17 protein-coding genes are annotated in these 17,218 nt (G+C 43.3%); 11 read left to right on the top strand and 6 right to left on the bottom strand.

The features are described 5' to 3' along the window. Positions 1–7 precede the first annotated feature (7 nt). The 4 genes from ACOSVQ_RS16415 (at position 8) to ACOSVQ_RS16400 (ending at position 3,870) form a co-directional block, all read left to right on the top strand. A complete protein-coding gene (locus ACOSVQ_RS16415; protein ID WP_491983562.1) occupies positions 8–835 on the top strand; it encodes a carbon-nitrogen hydrolase family protein in 828 nt (275 codons plus the stop codon). 46 nt (positions 836–881) lie between these two features. Beyond that, positions 882–2,327 (top strand): metalloprotease TldD, encoded by a 1,446-nt coding sequence (gene tldD, locus ACOSVQ_RS16410; RefSeq protein ID WP_491983561.1) that lies wholly within the window; start codon positions 882–884, stop codon positions 2,325–2,327. Between the two features lie 214 nt (positions 2,328–2,541). Then, the gene (gene rraB, locus ACOSVQ_RS16405) at positions 2,542–2,961 is read left to right on the top strand and encodes a ribonuclease E inhibitor RraB (protein ID WP_491983560.1); all 420 of its coding nucleotides are present in this window, start codon (positions 2,542–2,544) and stop codon (positions 2,959–2,961) included. Positions 2,962–3,075: 114 nt separating this feature from the next. Further along, the gene (locus ACOSVQ_RS16400; RefSeq protein ID WP_491983559.1) at positions 3,076–3,870 is read left to right on the top strand and encodes a glycosyl hydrolase 2 galactose-binding domain-containing protein; all 795 of its coding nucleotides are present in this window, start codon (positions 3,076–3,078) and stop codon (positions 3,868–3,870) included. Between the two features lie 83 nt (positions 3,871–3,953). Here ACOSVQ_RS16400 and ACOSVQ_RS16395 read toward each other — a convergent pair whose 3' ends face one another. From ACOSVQ_RS16395 to argR, 5 genes are all read right to left on the bottom strand, one after another. Beyond that, complete coding sequence (locus tag ACOSVQ_RS16395; RefSeq protein WP_491983558.1) at positions 3,954–4,340, bottom strand: DUF2061 domain-containing protein; 387 nt, start codon at positions 4,338–4,340, stop codon at positions 3,954–3,956. Between the two features lie 168 nt (positions 4,341–4,508). Further along, positions 4,509–4,946 carry a universal stress protein gene (locus tag ACOSVQ_RS16390; RefSeq protein ID WP_491983557.1) on the bottom strand — a complete coding sequence of 146 codons (438 nt, stop codon included), beginning with the start codon at positions 4,944–4,946 and terminating at the stop codon, positions 4,509–4,511. A 66-nt stretch (positions 4,947–5,012) separates the two neighbouring features. Beyond that, positions 5,013–7,592, bottom strand: a complete 2,580-nt coding sequence (locus ACOSVQ_RS16385) for a TRAP transporter permease (RefSeq protein ID WP_491983556.1) — start codon at positions 7,590–7,592, stop codon at positions 5,013–5,015. Positions 7,593–7,732: 140 nt separating this feature from the next. Further along, the gene (locus ACOSVQ_RS16380) at positions 7,733–8,701 is read right to left on the bottom strand and encodes a TAXI family TRAP transporter solute-binding subunit (RefSeq protein WP_491983555.1); all 969 of its coding nucleotides are present in this window, start codon (positions 8,699–8,701) and stop codon (positions 7,733–7,735) included. A gap of 369 nt (positions 8,702–9,070) precedes the next feature. Next, a complete protein-coding gene (argR, locus tag ACOSVQ_RS16375) occupies positions 9,071–9,541 on the bottom strand; it encodes a transcriptional regulator ArgR (protein ID WP_165312363.1) in 471 nt (156 codons plus the stop codon). 323 nt (positions 9,542–9,864) lie between these two features. Between argR and mdh the strand changes: the two genes are divergently transcribed. Beyond that, entirely contained in the window at positions 9,865–10,797 is a 933-nt protein-coding gene (mdh, locus tag ACOSVQ_RS16370) for a malate dehydrogenase (protein ID WP_491983554.1), read from the top strand. 318 nt (positions 10,798–11,115) lie between these two features. Beyond that, positions 11,116–12,528, top strand: coding sequence for a basic amino acid/polyamine antiporter (locus ACOSVQ_RS16365; RefSeq protein ID WP_491983553.1), 1,413 nt, complete (start codon positions 11,116–11,118; stop codon positions 12,526–12,528). Between the two features lie 58 nt (positions 12,529–12,586). On the opposite strand, the gene ispB is transcribed toward ACOSVQ_RS16365, so the two are convergent. Beyond that, positions 12,587–13,558, bottom strand: a complete 972-nt coding sequence (gene ispB, locus ACOSVQ_RS16360) for an octaprenyl diphosphate synthase (protein ID WP_491983552.1) — start codon at positions 13,556–13,558, stop codon at positions 12,587–12,589. Between the two features lie 268 nt (positions 13,559–13,826). Here ispB and rplU point away from each other — a divergent pair, with 268 nt between their 5' ends. The 5 genes from rplU to ACOSVQ_RS16335 all read left to right on the top strand — a co-directional run bounded on the left by rplU (position 13,827) and on the right by ACOSVQ_RS16335 (position 17,188). Continuing rightward, complete coding sequence (gene rplU / locus ACOSVQ_RS16355) at positions 13,827–14,138, top strand: 50S ribosomal protein L21 (RefSeq protein ID WP_010320620.1); 312 nt, start codon at positions 13,827–13,829, stop codon at positions 14,136–14,138. Between the two features lie 21 nt (positions 14,139–14,159). Beyond that, positions 14,160–14,417 carry a 50S ribosomal protein L27 gene (gene rpmA, locus ACOSVQ_RS16350; protein ID WP_004409945.1) on the top strand — a complete coding sequence of 86 codons (258 nt, stop codon included), beginning with the start codon at positions 14,160–14,162 and terminating at the stop codon, positions 14,415–14,417. Positions 14,418–14,629: 212 nt separating this feature from the next. After that, on the top strand, positions 14,630–15,805 hold the full coding sequence (gene cgtA, locus ACOSVQ_RS16345) for an Obg family GTPase CgtA (RefSeq protein WP_491983551.1): 1,176 nt from the start codon (positions 14,630–14,632) through the stop codon (positions 15,803–15,805). Between the two features lie 145 nt (positions 15,806–15,950). Further along, complete coding sequence (locus ACOSVQ_RS16340) at positions 15,951–16,712, top strand: threonine/serine exporter family protein (protein ID WP_491983550.1); 762 nt, start codon at positions 15,951–15,953, stop codon at positions 16,710–16,712. Positions 16,713–16,714: 2 nt separating this feature from the next. Beyond that, a complete protein-coding gene (locus ACOSVQ_RS16335; protein ID WP_491983549.1) occupies positions 16,715–17,188 on the top strand; it encodes a threonine/serine exporter family protein in 474 nt (157 codons plus the stop codon). The last annotated feature ends 30 nt before the right edge of the window (positions 17,189–17,218 follow it).

The raw sequence follows: 17,218 nt of genomic DNA, 5'->3' as shown, positions 1-17,218 counted from the left end.
TCGTTACATGGAACGTATTGGTTTAATTCAAATGACATCCAGTTCGGATGTAGATGAGAATCTCACTTATATTGAGCAGCAGACTGCACAACTGGCTGAACAGGGCGCTAAATGGGTGATAACCCCAGAAAATGCGGTCGTGTTCGGTAAAAGAGAGGACTACCACCACAATGCTGAAATATTGGGTGATGGACCAATTCAAGCGAGAATGTCACGTTTGGCACAAGCGGAAAATGTTTGGATTCTTATCGGCAGTATGCCTATTTTAAGTGAAGCATCTAAAGTAGTGACCACAACGTCGGTTCTGTTTAATCCGCAAGGTGATATCGTCGCTCACTATGATAAGCTGCATATGTTTGATGTTGATGTTGCCGACGGACACAAGCGTTATCGAGAGTCAGAGACCTTTACTCCAGGTAATGAGATTGTAGTTACTGAGTCTCCATTTGGTATGTTGGGGCTTTCCATTTGCTACGATCTACGTTTCCCGAATTTATATTCAGAGTTACGTCGTTTAGGCGCTCAGATTTTAGTAGTGCCCGCAGCTTTTACCGCAGTCACGGGTAAAGCTCACTGGGAAGTTCTGTTAAGAGCGCGTGCGATTGAAAACCAGTGTTGGGTGATCGCAGTAGGTCAGGGCGGACATCATGTTTGCGGAAGAGAAACTTGGGGACATTCAATGGTGATTAACCCATGGGGTGAGGTTATCGCCTCATTAGACCAAGATGCTGCAAGTTTGATTGCTGATATCGAACTTGAACAAATAGAAAGTGTGCGTAGAGCTATGCCAATCAGCGCACACACGCGCTTTCATAATCAATTTATTTTTTCATAATCAATTTATTTCCCATAATCAATGTTATAGAGAAAAAGAGCTAAACATGAGTATTAACCGCATTGAAGAAGCATTACTAAAACCGGCAGGGCTCACCGAGCAGGACATTGCAGATACTCTGTCGAGCATCGCAACCCGTCAGATTGATTATGCCGATATTTATTTCCAGTCTAGCTGGCATGAATCATTAGTTTTAGAAGACAGTATTATCAAAGATGGCTCATTCAACATCGACCGTGGTGTGGGTGTTCGAGCTGTCACTGGCGAAAAAACAGGTTTCGCCTATTCAGATCAGATCCAGTTAGAAGGACTACAACAGAGTGCGATTGCAGCTCGTGGCATCGCGCAGCTTGGTCAGTCTGGCTCACTACAGGCTTTTAAACGCAATAGCAACCAAGCTTACTACGATGCAGTAAACCCGCTAGAGAGCTGGGAAAAGCAGAAAAAAACTGAGCTATTACAGCAGGTTGATGCTTACATTCGTACTAAAGAGCCATTGATTCAAGAAGTATCAGTGAGTCTAAGCGGTGTACATGAACAAATTTTGGTAGCTGCAACGGATGGTACATACGCTGGCGATATCCGCCCATTAGTGCGTTTGTCTATCAGTGTTTTAGCTCAACGTGGCGACCGTCGTGAACGCGGTAGTGCTGGTGGCGGTGGCCGTTTTACTTACGATTACTTCCTCAATGAAGAAAATGGACAGAAGATTGTTTTCTCTTACGCAGATGAAGCAATTCGTCAGGCGCTGGTGAACTTAGATGCGGATGCTGCTCCTGCTGGCACTATGCCAGTGGTATTGGGCTCTGGTTGGCCGGGCGTTCTGCTGCATGAAGCTGTAGGTCATGGTTTAGAAGGTGACTTTAACCGCAAAGAGTCATCAGTGTTCTCAGGTAAAGTTGGGCAGAAAGTGACTTCTGATCTTTGTACTATTGTTGACGACGGTACATTGAAAGATCTTCGTGGTTCATTGAACGTTGACGATGAAGGTGTTAATGGTCAATACAATGTTCTGATCGAAAACGGCATTCTTAAAGGCTATATGCAGGATAAGCTCAATGCTCGCTTAATGGGAGTTGCACCAACAGGTAACGGTCGTCGTGAGTCCTACGCACATCTGCCTATGCCACGTATGACCAACACTTATATGCTACCGGGGCAGCATACTCCGGAAGAGATCATCTCAACGGTGAAGAAAGGCGTGTATGCACCTAACTTTGGTGGTGGTCAGGTTGATATCACTTCCGGTAAGTTTGTGTTCTCTGCGTCAGAAGCTTATTTGATCGAAAACGGTAAAGTAACTCGCCCAATTAAAGGCGCGACCTTGATTGGTTCTGGCATTGAAGCGATGCAGCAGGTTTCAATGGTCGGTAATGACTTGAGCATTGACCGTGGTGTTGGTGTCTGTGGTAAGGCTGGTCAAAGTGTTCCTGTCGGTGTTGGTCAGCCAACACTTAAGCTGGATGCATTGACGGTCGGTGGTACTGAATAACCAGCTTCTACTGAAATAGAAAATTTCAAATCAAAGCCTATAGTTTTCTGTAGGCTTTATTATTTATTCGCAATACATGGTTTATTCGTAATAGGTTGTCTATTGCCAGAAAGATCGTTTTAAGATCGTCTTGCTGGTGGTAATTGACAACGATCCATGCGATATTGCGCGCAATTAAATTGTTACCCTTTTTGTACACTCTGGAGCACATTTTATGTCTCAACAAGATGATTATCTATCAGTGGAAGACTTCCTTGAAATTCAAAAGGAAGATACTCGCGAAATCATTCAAGCATTGCTAGAAGATGGCAGTGATCCTGAAGCGATGTATGAAATTGAACATCACTTTTTCGCTGAAGATTTCGATAAGCTAGAAAAAGCGGCTGTTGAAGCTTTCAAAATGGGCTTTGAAGTTCTTGAAGCAGAAGAAGCAGAAGATGAAGACGGCAGCAAACTGCTGTGTTTTGATGCGACAATGCAATCTACTCTAGATCCAGAGACGATCGACGCTCAAGTTGAGAAGTTGGTTAATCTGGCTGAAAAATACGACATCATTTATGACGGTTGGGGTACTTACTACGAAGGTGAAGATGCCTTGTATCCTGCCGAAGATGAAGACGATGATGAAGAGTAAGTCTTAAAACAAATACCAGCTTAGGCTGGTATTTTTTATGGCTGCTATGTTTAAATGATGAAAACGTTTATATAACAAAACGAAAACAAATTAAGTCAATCAATAAGAAGTACTATGCAGCTTTCTCTCGCCGGATTATGGCAACTTTCACCGCTCACTGATCTATCTATACCACAGGACGATATTACCTTTCCTTCTCCGTTAAGCGCGGTTTTACCTCAAAGCTTGTCTGAAGAGGATATTGCTCAGCAAGAGTGGCATTTAATGCATGATATTGAAGTGGATGAAAGTATGCTCAATTTCGGTGCCATCGATCTTGTTCTTGAAGGTATTGATTATCACGCTGAAGTTCGATTAAACGGAGTCGCGCTGTTTGATTGCGATGGTACACAGAAGGTTTATCGCAAGGATGTACTGTCACAACTAAATTTAGGACGAAACCGATTCGAGATTCTGTTTCTAGAGCAAGATGAAGATTGGCTTTTGGATGAGCAGGAACCGGATATCTGCTCGTTAACTGAAGAAGTTGAAAAGTACGATGACAGAATAGGTATATGGTGTGAACCTTATTTGCAGTTTATTCGTCATGTACGTTTAGGCGCTGTCACTACTGAACAAATTTGGCACCATGGTGGTGGGTGTGAGCTGATGGTGAATTTACATTTCACACCTTTCACTCCGGGATTAGTTTCAGCGGCAGTCAAATTTGATGGTATGACGTATCAGTTACCGATCGATATTCGCAGTGATCATGTCAGCGCTTTGTTTCAGGTTGAAGCCCCAAAGTATTACGACAAAGCAAATCCCAATCCAAAAGATCTTTATGAATTAAGTGTTATGTTGGATGGTCAGAGCAAGATGTTTAAGTTGGGTTTGTCAAAAGACTCCTGCGTGTCCTATTTCTTGTAGGCAATAATTAATTGAAGTGACGAAAAAACCCCAGTTTGAAGCTGGGGCTTTTTGTTTACCACTTTCTGTAAAGGTGGACACTGTTAGTGAGCACATTGCCAGTGATTATTGTGGAATTTGTTTTGCCAGAATTTCTCATGGAAGTAGTAAGCACAAGTATTAAAGCTAGGCTCAATCAACGCCATAACACCACCAATTAACCAGCTGCCTGTCAGCATGTATGCCACGTTGAAAGCCACTGTGTAGTGAATCACGGCAAAACTCATGGTTTTGATTCTTGGGTTATGAGCATAACGTTGTAGTGGAGTGTACTTATCCCAAGCTTTTTCATGGAAGTAAAACGCTACGGTATTAACCATTGGTTCTAGCATTGCAATCAGGCTGCCTAAAATGATGTCGCCTGTCAGTACGTATGCAACGGTAAAGGCAATGCTGAAATGTAATGCTGCAAAACTGATAGTCTTTTTCATAATTAGTCCAACCTTGTATCTCTTTGTTGAACTTATTATTGATAATTATTCGTATTATCGCTAGGCGGATTTTTAAATTAGTGTGATAGGTAAAAACTAATAAGTAAAAAATAGATAAAGGCGCATTAAGCGCCTTTATCTATGTGTTAAGTGTTTCAAACTACCCAATCAACCATTTGGTTTGATAACAAGGACGTTTACTGGAGAGTTCTCAACAACCTTGCTGGCGACAGAACCTAATACCACTTTGTCGATACGAGAACGTTTATGGCTTGGCATCACAATCAAGTCAGCTTCAACTTTCTTAGCATAATCAAGAATGGTGCTATAAGGTTTACCTTCGGCAACGTAAACATCAAATTCAACGCCTTCTGCGGTGTATTGTTGTGCAAATTTTTTCAGCTGTTGTTTCACGTCTTCTTTCATTTGCTTTGCTGCTTCTTTTGGGAAGTAGGTAGCAACCATAGACATGTGAATACCGGGCAGAACATTGAGCAGATGGATTTTTGCGTTGCTTTGTTTAGCATGCCAAACCGCATGTTCAACAGCTTTGTCACAGAAGCCGTGCTCATTTAAATCAACAGGAACAAGAATGTGTTTATACATAATGCTTTTCTCTGAATAAAGCCAAGTTAATTACTGATAAACATCATAAATTAACTTGGCAGGTAATTATGCGTCCGCCTGCTCTTTTTGAGCTCTTCTTCGCTGATTCCAGCCAAGTAAAATCGTCAGTAGTAGAGCCGGTAGGAATACCCATTCTTTCATCGGTCGCTCACTGTCAATCACGATCGATTCAATTTCCCAACCGAAATCGATACCTGCAGATTCAGCAGGGCTACCGAACTCAACCATATCAACCATCATCTTTTTGCCATCATTGTTGAGCATCAGACCCATTGAAGAAATGCGTTCTTCTGGTGTTGCCGCTCTGTCATCAAATGGCAGTACAACGGTTTTAGATACAAAATTGCCTTCAAGTGTCTCACCAGCAACAAGTAACTGAAGCGGTTGACCGACAGGTGTTTTCTCTACGATTTGAGCCAACTCAACACCAGGGTGAACTTCTTGCGCTGGATAAACCATATCCCACCAGAAGCCAGGGCGGAAGAAGGTAAATGTCAGAGCTAGAAGCGCAACAATTTCCCACCATTTGGTTTTGGTAAACCACCATCCTTGTGTCGCGGCTGAGAACAGCAACATCGCAATAATCGATGATATGACTGTTAATCCGAGATGCCACCAAGTATCAATACCCATCAATAGTAGCTGAGTGTTGAACACAAACATGAATGGCAAAATGGCCGTTCGTATATCGTAGGCAAAACCTTGTAGACCTGTACGTATTGGGTCGGACTTGGCAATTGCAGCTGCGGCAAAAGCGGCTAGACCCACAGGAGGGGTATCGTCCGCCAAGATACCGAAGTAGAACACGAATAAGTGTACAGCGATAAGCGGAATAATCAGACCGTGCTGAGCACCCAGAGTCACGATAACAGGAGCCATCAAAGTCGATACTACGATGTAGTTCGCAGTCGTTGGCAGACCCATGCCCAAGATCAAGCTGATTACGGCGGTGAACAGCAGCATCATGATCACGCTACCGCCAGAGATGAACTCAACGAAATCAGTCATCACCAGACCAATACCTGTCAGGGTTACTACGCCTACAACAGTACCAGCCGCTGCCGTCGCAACACCGATACCAATCATGTTACGGCCGCCAGACACTAAGCTTTCTAGCAGATCGGTCACGCCCAATTTTGCTTGTTCTGCAGCATCATTTGACTGGTTAAATACCGCCATTAGCGGACGTTGAGTCAGCAAAATGAACATCATGAACACGGTTGCCCAAAATGCCGATAGACCCGGTGAGAATCGCTCAACAGTCAAACACCAAACAAGTACCACGATTGGCAATAGGAAATGCAGCCCCGATTTTACAGTAGGACCTACATCTGGAATCTCTTGAATGTCGTCTTCAAATTCAAAGCCACCTTCTTTAGCGTGCTTTGCCGACACTTTCACGAGAGCTACGTAGGAGGCAAGAAGAGCAATGCCAACCAAGAAAGTTGCAGCAGAGCCAAAGACATCTTTCGTCCAGCCAATACCGTAATAAACCACTGCGCTAATTACACAAATCGCCAGTACTGTGCCTGTAAATGAAAGCAAGCTTTGCAAGAATGTTGAAGTATGACGTCTTGGCAGACCTTGCATACCTGCTTTACACGCTTCTAAATGCACAATGTAGATTAGGGCGATATATGAAATCAGAGCCGGTAACAGAGCAGCTTTGATCACTTCCACATAGGAAATGCCTACATATTCCACCATCAAGAATGCCGCTGCGCCCATGATTGGTGGTGTTAGCTGACCGTTAGTTGAAGCCGCAACTTCTACCGCGCCCGCTTTTGAAGCTGGAAAGCCTACTTTCTTCATCAGTGGAATCGTAAAAGTACCGGTTGTTACTACGTTGGCAATCGACGAGCCTGAAACTAGACCCGATAAACCAGAAGCAACAACTGCTGCTTTGGCAGGACCACCGCGCATGTGTCCTAGCAAAGAGAAAGCAACTTTAATGAAGTATGCTCCTGCACCCGCTCTTTCCAGCATGGCGCCAAAGAGTACGAACAAGAATACAAACGAAGTAGAAACGCCTAACGCAACACCAAATACACCTTCAGTGGTTAACCATAGGTGTGACATGGCTTTGTTTAAACTCGCTCCTTTGTGAGCAATCACTTCTGGCATATATGGGCCAGCAAAGGTGTAGAGCAAGAATACAGCGGCAACCGCCATTAGCGGTGGACCTAATGCTCGGCGAGTTGCTTCTAGTAGCAGTAGCATACCAGCAGATGCAGTGACTACATCAGCCAGTGTTGGCGCACCCGAGCGGCCAGCTAGTTGCTCATAGAATAGATAAATGTAGGCAGCACAAAAGCTACCGACAAGTGCAAACGCCCAATCAATCAGAGGGATTCGGTCTCGTGGCGAATTTTTTAATGCCGGATAGGCAGTAAATGCAAGAAAGACAGCAAACGATAAATGGATCGCTCGAGCTTGTGTGTCGTTAAGTACGCCGAAATTGAAAATGAACGGTAATGGAGAGGCGTACCAAAGTTGGAATAAAGACCAACATAGTGGCACAAACCACAAGATACGACCTGGAATACCGCTCGGGTTTCTCGCGCCTGTATCTGCTTGTGCGACCATCTCTTGCACATCTTGAGACGGAGAATTTGTCTGCGTCATGTACATTATCCTTTTAATGATGGTAAAGAGTAACAACGAAAAGAGGTTCTCAAATTTGAGTGAAAACCAAAAAATCTGAAACTTGCTAGAAGATAAATGAATAGGGAGGCGCGTGGCCTCCCTATCCGAGGTAGCCTTAATTATTTAAGCAAACCGATTTCTTTGTAGTACTTCGCAGCACCTGGGTGTAGAGGGATAGAAAGACCCGCTTTAACCATGTCTTCTTTCTTCAAGTTTGCAAATGCAGGGTGCAAACGAGTGAAAGTTTCGAAGTTTTCAAATACTGCTTTTGCAACGTTGTATGCAACTTCATCTGAAACGTCAGATGTAGTCACTAGTGTTGCTGCTACACCGAAGCTCTTCACATCTTGATCTGTGCCACGGTACATACCCGCTGGTACTGTGCTATATGCATAGTATGGGTTATCCGCAACGATCTTATCGATCTGCTCGCCAGTTGCTGGAACTAGCTTAGCATCACATGAAGTTGTCGCTTCTTTGATTGAACCATTTGGGTGGCCAACCATGTAGATGAATGCGTCGATTTTGTTATCACAAAGAGCTTGAGAGCGCTCAGAGCCTTTTAGCTCAGAAGCCAATGTGAAGCTGTCATTAGTCCAGCCAAATGCATCCATAACCACTTGCATAGTTGCACGGTCACCAGAGCCTGGGTTACCAATGTTTACACGCTTACCTGCGAGATCTGCTACACCGTTAATGCCAGCGTCAGAACGAGCGATGATGTTAAAAGGTTCTGTGTGAAGAGAGAACATCGCGCGTAATTTCTTGAATGGGCCTTGCTCTGCGAATTCACTTGTGCCGTTGTAGCCGTGGTATTGCCAGTCAGATTGCACGATACCGAAATCAAGTTCGCCAGAACGAATAGTATTTACGTTGTAGATAGAACCGCCGGTAGATTCCACAGAGCAGCGAATGTTGTGTTCTTTACGATCTTTGTTAACAAGTTTACAGATTGCACCACCTGTTGGGTAATAAACACCAGTGACAGAACCAGTACCAATAGTGATGAACTCTTGAGCGTTAACCGCGCTTGCCCCAAGGATTGTTGCAGCAATAGCGCCGACCTTTATGATTTTATTCAATGCCATGAATTTCCCTTCCTTCATTCATAATTCCCCAAAACAAGTGTAGTTGCTTTGGTCGTTTCTTCATGAGAAACAATGCCTTTTTCAATCCTTATGTTGAAAAAGTGTCAGGATAATAGCAAAAAAACATCACATAATAATAGTGATGTTTAAAAATGTAGTCATAAAAGCTAATTATTACCAGTAACTTAGTATGAATTGTTTAAGAATGTTTAAACTTTGTAATGAATGGGTTACGTTACTTTTGAGGGATAAAATGGTTGTAGTTTTTGTGGTCAGAAGAAAGAAAAAAGTCACGTATTGATCCCAGTACGTGACTTAAAGAAAAGTAATAATGTTTAGCGATTAATGAGTTACACTCAGAACGGCTAATTAGCCTGCGTATTCAAATAACTCGCAGACCGAAGTAAATAGTTGCTTAGTGGTAATGTTAAGCGTAGGGGTAATGAAGATAGTATCGTCACCAGCGACAACACCAAGGATACCTTCAGACTTACCTAGAGAATCCAGTAAACGAGCGATAAGTTGAGCAGCACCTGGACCAGTATGAATCACAACGAGTGCATTGTTGTAGTCGACGTCCAGCACTAACTCTCTTAGAGAGCTTGATACAGTAGGTACGCCTAATTCTGCTGGTAAACAATATACCATTTCCATTTTTGCGTTACGTGTGCGCACTGCGCCAAACTTCGTAAGCATGCGGGAGACTTTAGATTGGTTAATGTTGTCAAAGCCTTCATTTTTAAGAGCGTCTACGATATCGCCTTGAGATCCGAATCGTTCTTCTTTTAATAAAGCTTTAAAAGCGCGGACTAGGTTGTCTTGTTTATCTACACTACGCATGTTTCTGTTACCACTGATTCAATAATGGTGCATATTCTCGCATAGATATTCACTTATAGGCAAATTAAGCTTCAAAACTGTCTAAAAGGTCACTGTAAATAGCAATATTTAGAGCTCAGGAAGAGCAAAAAGGGAGATATAAGGGAGCAACGGATATGTCAGTACCCCGTCGGTGATTGGCGATTTGGCTAGTAAGTGTTCAAAGTCGCAAAGCTGACGTTAATTGTTTGTAATCAAGTTGTGATTGCTATAATTTTTTTTGGTCAGATATTAAACAACCCTACAAAACATAATTAAGACAATAACTCTCAAGGAGAACGATAATGAAAGTCTCTGTAATTGGTGCCGCTGGCGGCATTGGTCAAGCCCTCGCTTTACTTCTTAAGAACCGTTTACCTGCTGGATCTGATCTCGCTCTGTATGACATTGCCCCTGTAACACCTGGTGTTGCTGCGGATCTTAGTCATATTCCAACTCCTGTTTCTATAAAAGGCTATTGTGGAGAGGATCCAACTCCTGCCCTAGAAGGCTCTGATGTAGTTTTAATCTCCGCTGGTGTTGCTCGTAAACCGGGTATGGATCGTGCGGATCTCTTCAATGTGAATGCGGGGATTGTAAGATCTCTTGCTGAGCGTATCGCGGTGGTATGTCCGAATGCTTGTGTGGGTATCATTACTAACCCAGTAAACACAACGGTTCCAATTGCTGCTGAAGTTCTAAAAAAAGCGGGTGTTTACGACAAACGTAAACTGTTCGGTGTTACCACTCTTGATGTTATTCGTGCGGAGACTTTCGTTGCTGAGTTAAAACAGAAAGATCCGGGTGATATTCGTGTTCCTGTGATTGGTGGTCACTCTGGTGTAACTATTCTGCCTCTTCTTTCTCAAGTTCAAGGTGTCGAGTTTACTGAGGCTGAAGTGGAAGCGTTAACTAAACGTATTCAAAACGCGGGTACTGAAGTTGTTGAAGCAAAAGCGGGTGGCGGTAGTGCAACTCTATCTATGGGACAAGCAGCATGTCGATTTGGTTTGTCTTTAGTTAAAGCTCTGCAAGGCGAAGATGTTATTGAATACGCTTATGTTGATGGTAATGGCGAACATGCTCCATTCTTTGCTCAGCCAGTTAAACTAGGCAAAAATGGCGTGGAAGAAGTATTGAGTTACGGCCCATTAAGCCAATATGAAAAAGCAGCTTTAGATGGCATGTTGGAAACGCTGAATGGTGATATTGAAACTGGCGTAGAATTCGTTAAGTAATTGCTTTAACTATCCTAAGAGCCGCTCCTTTATGGGGCGGTTTTTTTATAGATATAAATAGCTAAATGGGAGTCGTTCAAATTCGATTGATGGTTAATTTCACAATCAAACACACTTATTATTGATATAGTTCGTATTAAATGTTCTGGTTTTTCTTATAAAATTAGTTTTTGAATCTGCTTTTAAACCCATTTCCAATTTCAATATGCAATTTTCTAGTCTAATACTTGCAAAGTAATTTCATTAGCTTAGCCGTTTAATGGGCTAAATTTTCATAGAAGAGTTTCTCTTAATTTCAAAATACTCACTGGATACACCATGGATAACAAACTTGGTATCGGAGCTTTGACCGCTTTAGTCATTGGTTCGATGATTGGCGCGGGCGTTTTCAGCTTGCCGCAAAATATGGCTTCAGTCGCTAGCCCACTCGCAGTCATTTTGGGGTGGGGAATTACAGGCATTGGGATGATATTTCTCGCTCTGTCATTTCAACAGTTAACAGAACTCAAGCCAGAAATAGACAGTGGTGTGTTCGGTTTTGCTCGAGCTGGCTTTGGAGATTTCGTCGGTTTCTGCTCAGCTTGGGGTTACTGGTTCAGTGCGATGCTAGCAAACGTCTCTTATCTTGTTATCGTATTCAGTACGTTAGGCTTGCTGTTTGATACGCCAGATAATGTCATGTTTGGTTCGGGCAACACATTAGTCGCTATGATTGGCGCATCTGTATTATTGTGGATCATGCATGGTTTGGTTTTGCGCGGAGTAAAAACAGCAGCGCTGATCAATATGATCACGACTTTTGCCAAAATGATTCCTCTGATCACTTTCATCATTTGCGCAGCCATCGCATTCAGATGGGAGACTTTCACTGTCGATCTTACTGGTTTGCATTTCGATGAGAGCTACGATCTTTGGGCGCAAGTTAAAGGCACCATGCTGATTACTGTGTGGGTGTTTATTGGGATTGAAGGAGCTGTTGTTGTATCGAGCCGAGCCAGACATCGTAAAGATGTTGGTCGAGCGACGATTTTAGGCTTGCTTACCGCCTTATCAATTTACGTGTTGGTCACTTTATTATCGATGGGCGTTATCAAACCTGTCGAGTTGGCTGGTTATCAGAACCCTTCAATGGCGAAAGTGTTGACGGAGATTGTTGGTCCTTGGGGACGATATATTATCGGACTAGGGCTGATTGTGTCAGTATGTGGGGCATTTTTAAGTTGGACGGTACTTGCGTCTGAAGCTCCATTTTTGTGTGCACGTGATGGTATCTTCCCGAAAAAATACTTACGTCAAAACAGAGCAGGTAGCCCAGTAAAATCGCTGACGCTTACTAATATCTGTATTCAAGTGTCACTTGTTGTCGTAATGTATGCGGGTAGTACTTACGACACTTTATTGATCATTGCCTCCGAAATGATCCTCGTACCGTATCTATTAGTTGGTGCCTATGCTTTAAAGCTCGCTATTGAGCAAAGAAAGGGCAGTAAGCTTCTGTTTATTGGTATTGGAGCAAGTATCTATGGTGTATGGCTGTTATACGCGTCTGGTTTAGACTATTTACTGCTTTCTTCGTTACTGTATTTCCCTGGGCTCTATTTCTATTTGAAAGCCAAGAAAGAGCAGGGGCTTTCACGGTTTGTCGGCAAAGAGAAATGGGGGATGATAGTTTTAGCATTTGCTGCGGTATCAGCAACTGTTTCAATTATTACCAACAGTATTTCTGTATAGAAGAACTGAGAATAAAAAACCTCGCAGCTGCGAGGTTTTTTATTCTTACTGGATTCGTTTACTTGCTGCGATTAACCGCCATATGAGCAAGCGTCACTAAAGCTTGTTTGTATTCACTTTCCGGTAGCACAGTAAGCTCAGCAATCGCTTTGTCGGCTTCTTCTAACGCTTTGTTCACTGTATAAGTAAGAGAGCCGGCTTGCTCCATTGCTGCGAGTATGTCGTTAAGACGTTCCATACCGTTTGCGTGTTCTATCGCTTCACGGATCATCTCAGTTTGTTCAGGAGTACCATTACGCATTGCGTGCAGCAGTGGAAGTGTCGGTTTGCCTTCTGCTAGGTCGTCACCCACATTCTTACCCATTTCTTCGCCGTCAGATGTGTAATCCATGACGTCATCAATAAGCTGGAATGCAGTACCTAAATATTTACCGTAGTTCTGTAATGCTGTTTCTACTTCTTGTGGAGCATCCACTAGAATCGCACCGATTTGCGTTGCTGCTTCAAACAAGCGCGCGGTTTTAGAGTAGATAACCTGCATATAAAGATCTTCAGTGGTGTTTGGATCGTTGCAGTTCATCAATTGTTGAACTTCGCCTTCAGCGATCACGTTTACTGCATCACTCATCAGCTTAAGGATCTTCATTGATCCTAGCTCTGTCATCATTTGAAATGAGCGAGTGTAGATAAAATCACCCACTAACACGCTAGCCGCATTTCCAAAAGCAGCATTAGCAGTTTCTTTACCACGGCGCATGTCTGATTCATCGACGACATCATCGTGCAACAGGGTTGCTGTATGAATAAATTCAATAAACGCTGCCGCAGTAGTGTGAGCCGTCCCTTCATAGCCCAGTGCTTTTGCTGATAAAACCGCTAACAAAGGTCTTAAACGCTTGCCGCCACTACCGACAATATAGAACCCGAGTTGGTTGATTAAAGAGACATCAGAGTTGAGTTGAGCTTGAATTGTTTCATTCACTTTTGCCATGTCATCGGCAGTAAGCGCTTGGATAGCTTTAAAATCCATTGTACATCCGGCTGAAGTTAGAGCTTGTAAGGCATTTTGTCTTCTAGAATTGTTGAATAATACACTAAAAAGCATTGATTAATACACGCCATAAAGGCATGATTGCGGCACTTTTGTTTGGCGATTAGCTTTTCGCCAATTTTTTTAAAATATGGCTTGTCATAGGCACATCATTCACGTAGAATCTGCGCCCTATTGATGATTAGTTTAGCGCACACCCTCATTGCTCACATATGGCATAGGCTGTGCGGAAAGAGCGGAGTAAAATATGTACGCTGTTTTCCAATCTGGTGGTAAACAACACCGTGTAAGCGAAGGTCAAACTCTTCGTTTAGAGAAATTAGACGTTGAAACTGGTGCAACTGTTGAATTTGATAAAGTTCTTCTAGTTGCTAACGGTGAGCAAATCACTGTTGGTGCACCTCTTGTTGAAGGCGGTAAAATTACTGCTGAAGTAGTACAACACGGCCGTGGCGATAAAGTTAAAATCGTTAAGTTCCGTCGTCGTAAACACTCTCGTAAACAACAAGGCCACCGTCAGTGGTTCACTGAAGTGAAAATTACTGGCATCAACGCTTAAGTAACTTAGGAGAGTTTAACAATGGCACACAAAAAAGCTGGCGGTTCTACTCGTAACGGCCGTGATTCAGAAAGTAAACGTCTTGGTGTTAAGCGTTTCGGTGGTGAGTCTGTATTAGCAGGTAACATCATCGTTCGTCAACGTGGTACTAAGTTCCACGCTGGCACTAACGTTGGTATCGGTAAAGACCATACTCTTTTCGCTCTTACTGAAGGTAAAGTGAAATTTGAAGTTAAAGGTCCTAAAAACCGTAAATTTGTTAGCATCGAAGCTGAATAAGTTTAATACCTAACTGAATTCAAAAGCCCTACCGTTACGGTGGGGTTTTTTATTTATGCAGAACAAAAAAGAAGGGGTTCTTCAGCAGAAGAATTAGAGTCTCTCCTTATCTGTTCCAATATGTAGGTTTAGATCACGATGAGTCTGGATCTGCTAAAATTTATATCACTGGTAATAGGTGATATTGCAACGCAAGTAATGCGGAGTAAGTAATGAAATTCGTTGATGAAGCGGTAATTAAAGTCGAAGCGGGCGATGGCGGTAACGGTGTTGTTAGCTTTTGGCGTGAAAAATTCGTAACGAAAGGTGGCCCTGACGGTGGCGACGGCGGTGATGGTGGCGATGTCTACATCCAAGCTGACGAGAACTTAAATACACTTGTTGACTATCGTTTCCAGCGTTTCTACGCGGCAGAACGTGGTCAAAATGGTGGTGGCGGTAACTGTACTGGTAAACGTGGTAAAGATATTACTCTGAAAGTGCCAGTAGGTACTCGCGCAGTGGATATTCACACCAATGAGATCGTTGGTGAAGTGGCTGAGCACGGCAAGAAAGTGATGGTTGCAAAGGGCGGCTGGCACGGTCTTGGTAACACTCGTTTTAAATCGTCTGTAAACCGCGCTCCACGTCAAAAGACTATGGGTACTAAGGGTGAGGTTCGTGAACTTCGTCTTGAGCTGCTTCTGCTTGCTGACGTAGGTATGCTAGGTTTGCCAAATGCGGGTAAATCAACTTTCATTCGTTCTGTATCAGCAGCGAAACCAAAGGTAGCGGATTATCCGTTTACAACACTGATCCCAAGCTTAGGTGTAGTGAGTGTTGTTCCAGAGAAAAGCTTTGTTGTTGCTGACATCCCTGGACTTATCGAAGGTGCCGCTGAAGGCGCTGGTTTAGGTATTCGTTTCTTGAAGCACCTAGAACGTTGTCGTGTGCTTCTACATATGATCGATATTTTACCTATCGACGGAAGTGAACCAGCACAAAACGCTTTGACCATTATGGATGAGCTAGAGCAGTACAGCGAAAAGTTAGCTAAGAAACCAGTTTGGTTAGTATTTAACAAAGCAGATCTGATGCTTGAAGAAGAAGCCGATGAAAAGATCCAAGAGATCTTGGAAGCGCTCGCGTGGGAAGGTCCACACTTCAAAGTATCAGCAATCAACAAGCAAGGTACTGCAGAACTTTGTCGCGAACTTGCTGACTTCATGGAAACTCTACCTCGTGCAGAAGAAGAGTTAACTGAAGAGCAAAAAGTTGAGTTTATGTGGGACGATTACCACAAAGACGCAATGGCTGGTCGCAATGTTATCACTGAAGATGATGACGACGATTGGGATGACTGGGACGATGAAGAAGATGACGGTCACGTTATCTATGTTCGTGAATAAACAAGTTCGCGAATAATTCTGTCGAATGAATTTAGCCGCAATTATTTATTGCGGCTTTTTTGTGTCTAAATCATATTTAGCTTTGCTATTTTCATGCAAACTAGTGCTTCGCAATTTTTACCCTTAGGAAGTTAGGAAAGGAATCATGGCATCCAGACAGAGAGCCGTATCGAGGTTAATCGCACAAGCTGGTCAAATGTTACTGGCTCACGGTGCAGAAAGTGCACTGGTGGTTGGGATCATGGAACGGATGGGACGCGCCTGCGGTATGACAGAGGTTGAAGTGTCTCTATCAGCAGGATCATTGGTTGTCACAACTTTGGAAAGCGATCACTGCATTACCACAACTAGACGTTGTGCGGATCGTGGTATCAACATGCGTGCAGTTACTCAGATCCAACGTATCTGCATCATGATGGAGAAAGGACTACTTGATCATACTCTCGCACAAAAGAAATTGAATAAGATCAGTCCTGAACGCTACAACCGCTGGCTAGTGGTATTCATGATTGGCTTATCTTGTTCCTCGTTTGCTCGTCTAGCAGGTGGCGACTGGACGGTATTTGCTATTACCTTTGTTGCCTCTGCTGTCGGTATGTTCGTTCGTCAGGAAATAGGGCACCGTCATTTCAACCCGCTGTTGAACTTTGCTGCAACTGCTTTTGTCACTTCTGTCATTTCTGCTCAAGCTGTGATTTACCAGCTTGGCAACAAACCAACCATAGTAATGGCATCTTCGGTGCTGATGTTAGTACCCGGTTTTCCATTAATTAACTCTGTTGCGGATATGCTCAAAGGCTTTGTGAACGTAGGTATCGCACGTTTTGTGATGGCAAGCCTGCTGACACTTGCAACCTGTCTAGGAATTATCGCAGCCATGAGTATTACTGGCGTATGGGGGTGGTAGAGATGATAAGTTGGCAATTATTGTTTGGTCTAATTAACGACATGTTCTTTGCTTCCATTCCTGCAGTGGGGTTTGCGTTAGTGTTCAACGTTCCTGTTCCTGCACTGAAATATTGTGCCTTGGGTGGAGCAATCGGGCATGGCTCTCGTTATCTTATGATGCAGTTTGGTATTCCGATTGAGTGGGCGACTTTCTTTGCTGCCACAATTGTCGGCATGATTGGTGTTCATTGGTCGCATAAGTTTTTGGCGCATCCAAAAGTGTTTACAGTCGCCGCATTAATTCCGATGGTACCCGGTGTTTTCACTTATAAAGCGATGATTGCTATGGTAGAAATCAACCATTTAGGATTTCGACCAGAACTGTTAGAAACTTTATTTGAGAACTTCCTCAAAGCGATGTTTATTATCGCAGGTCTTGCTGTTGGTCTTGCTGTGCCTGGGCTGTTATTCTATCGCCGTAAACCAATAGTCTAATAAAACGACCAATAAATAAATCGACAGTTT

The organism is Vibrio sp. HM8-C, from assembly GCF_058630515.1.
Note: the sequence above shows the minus strand (reverse complement) of the source record. Positions and strands in the feature narration are given on the sequence as shown.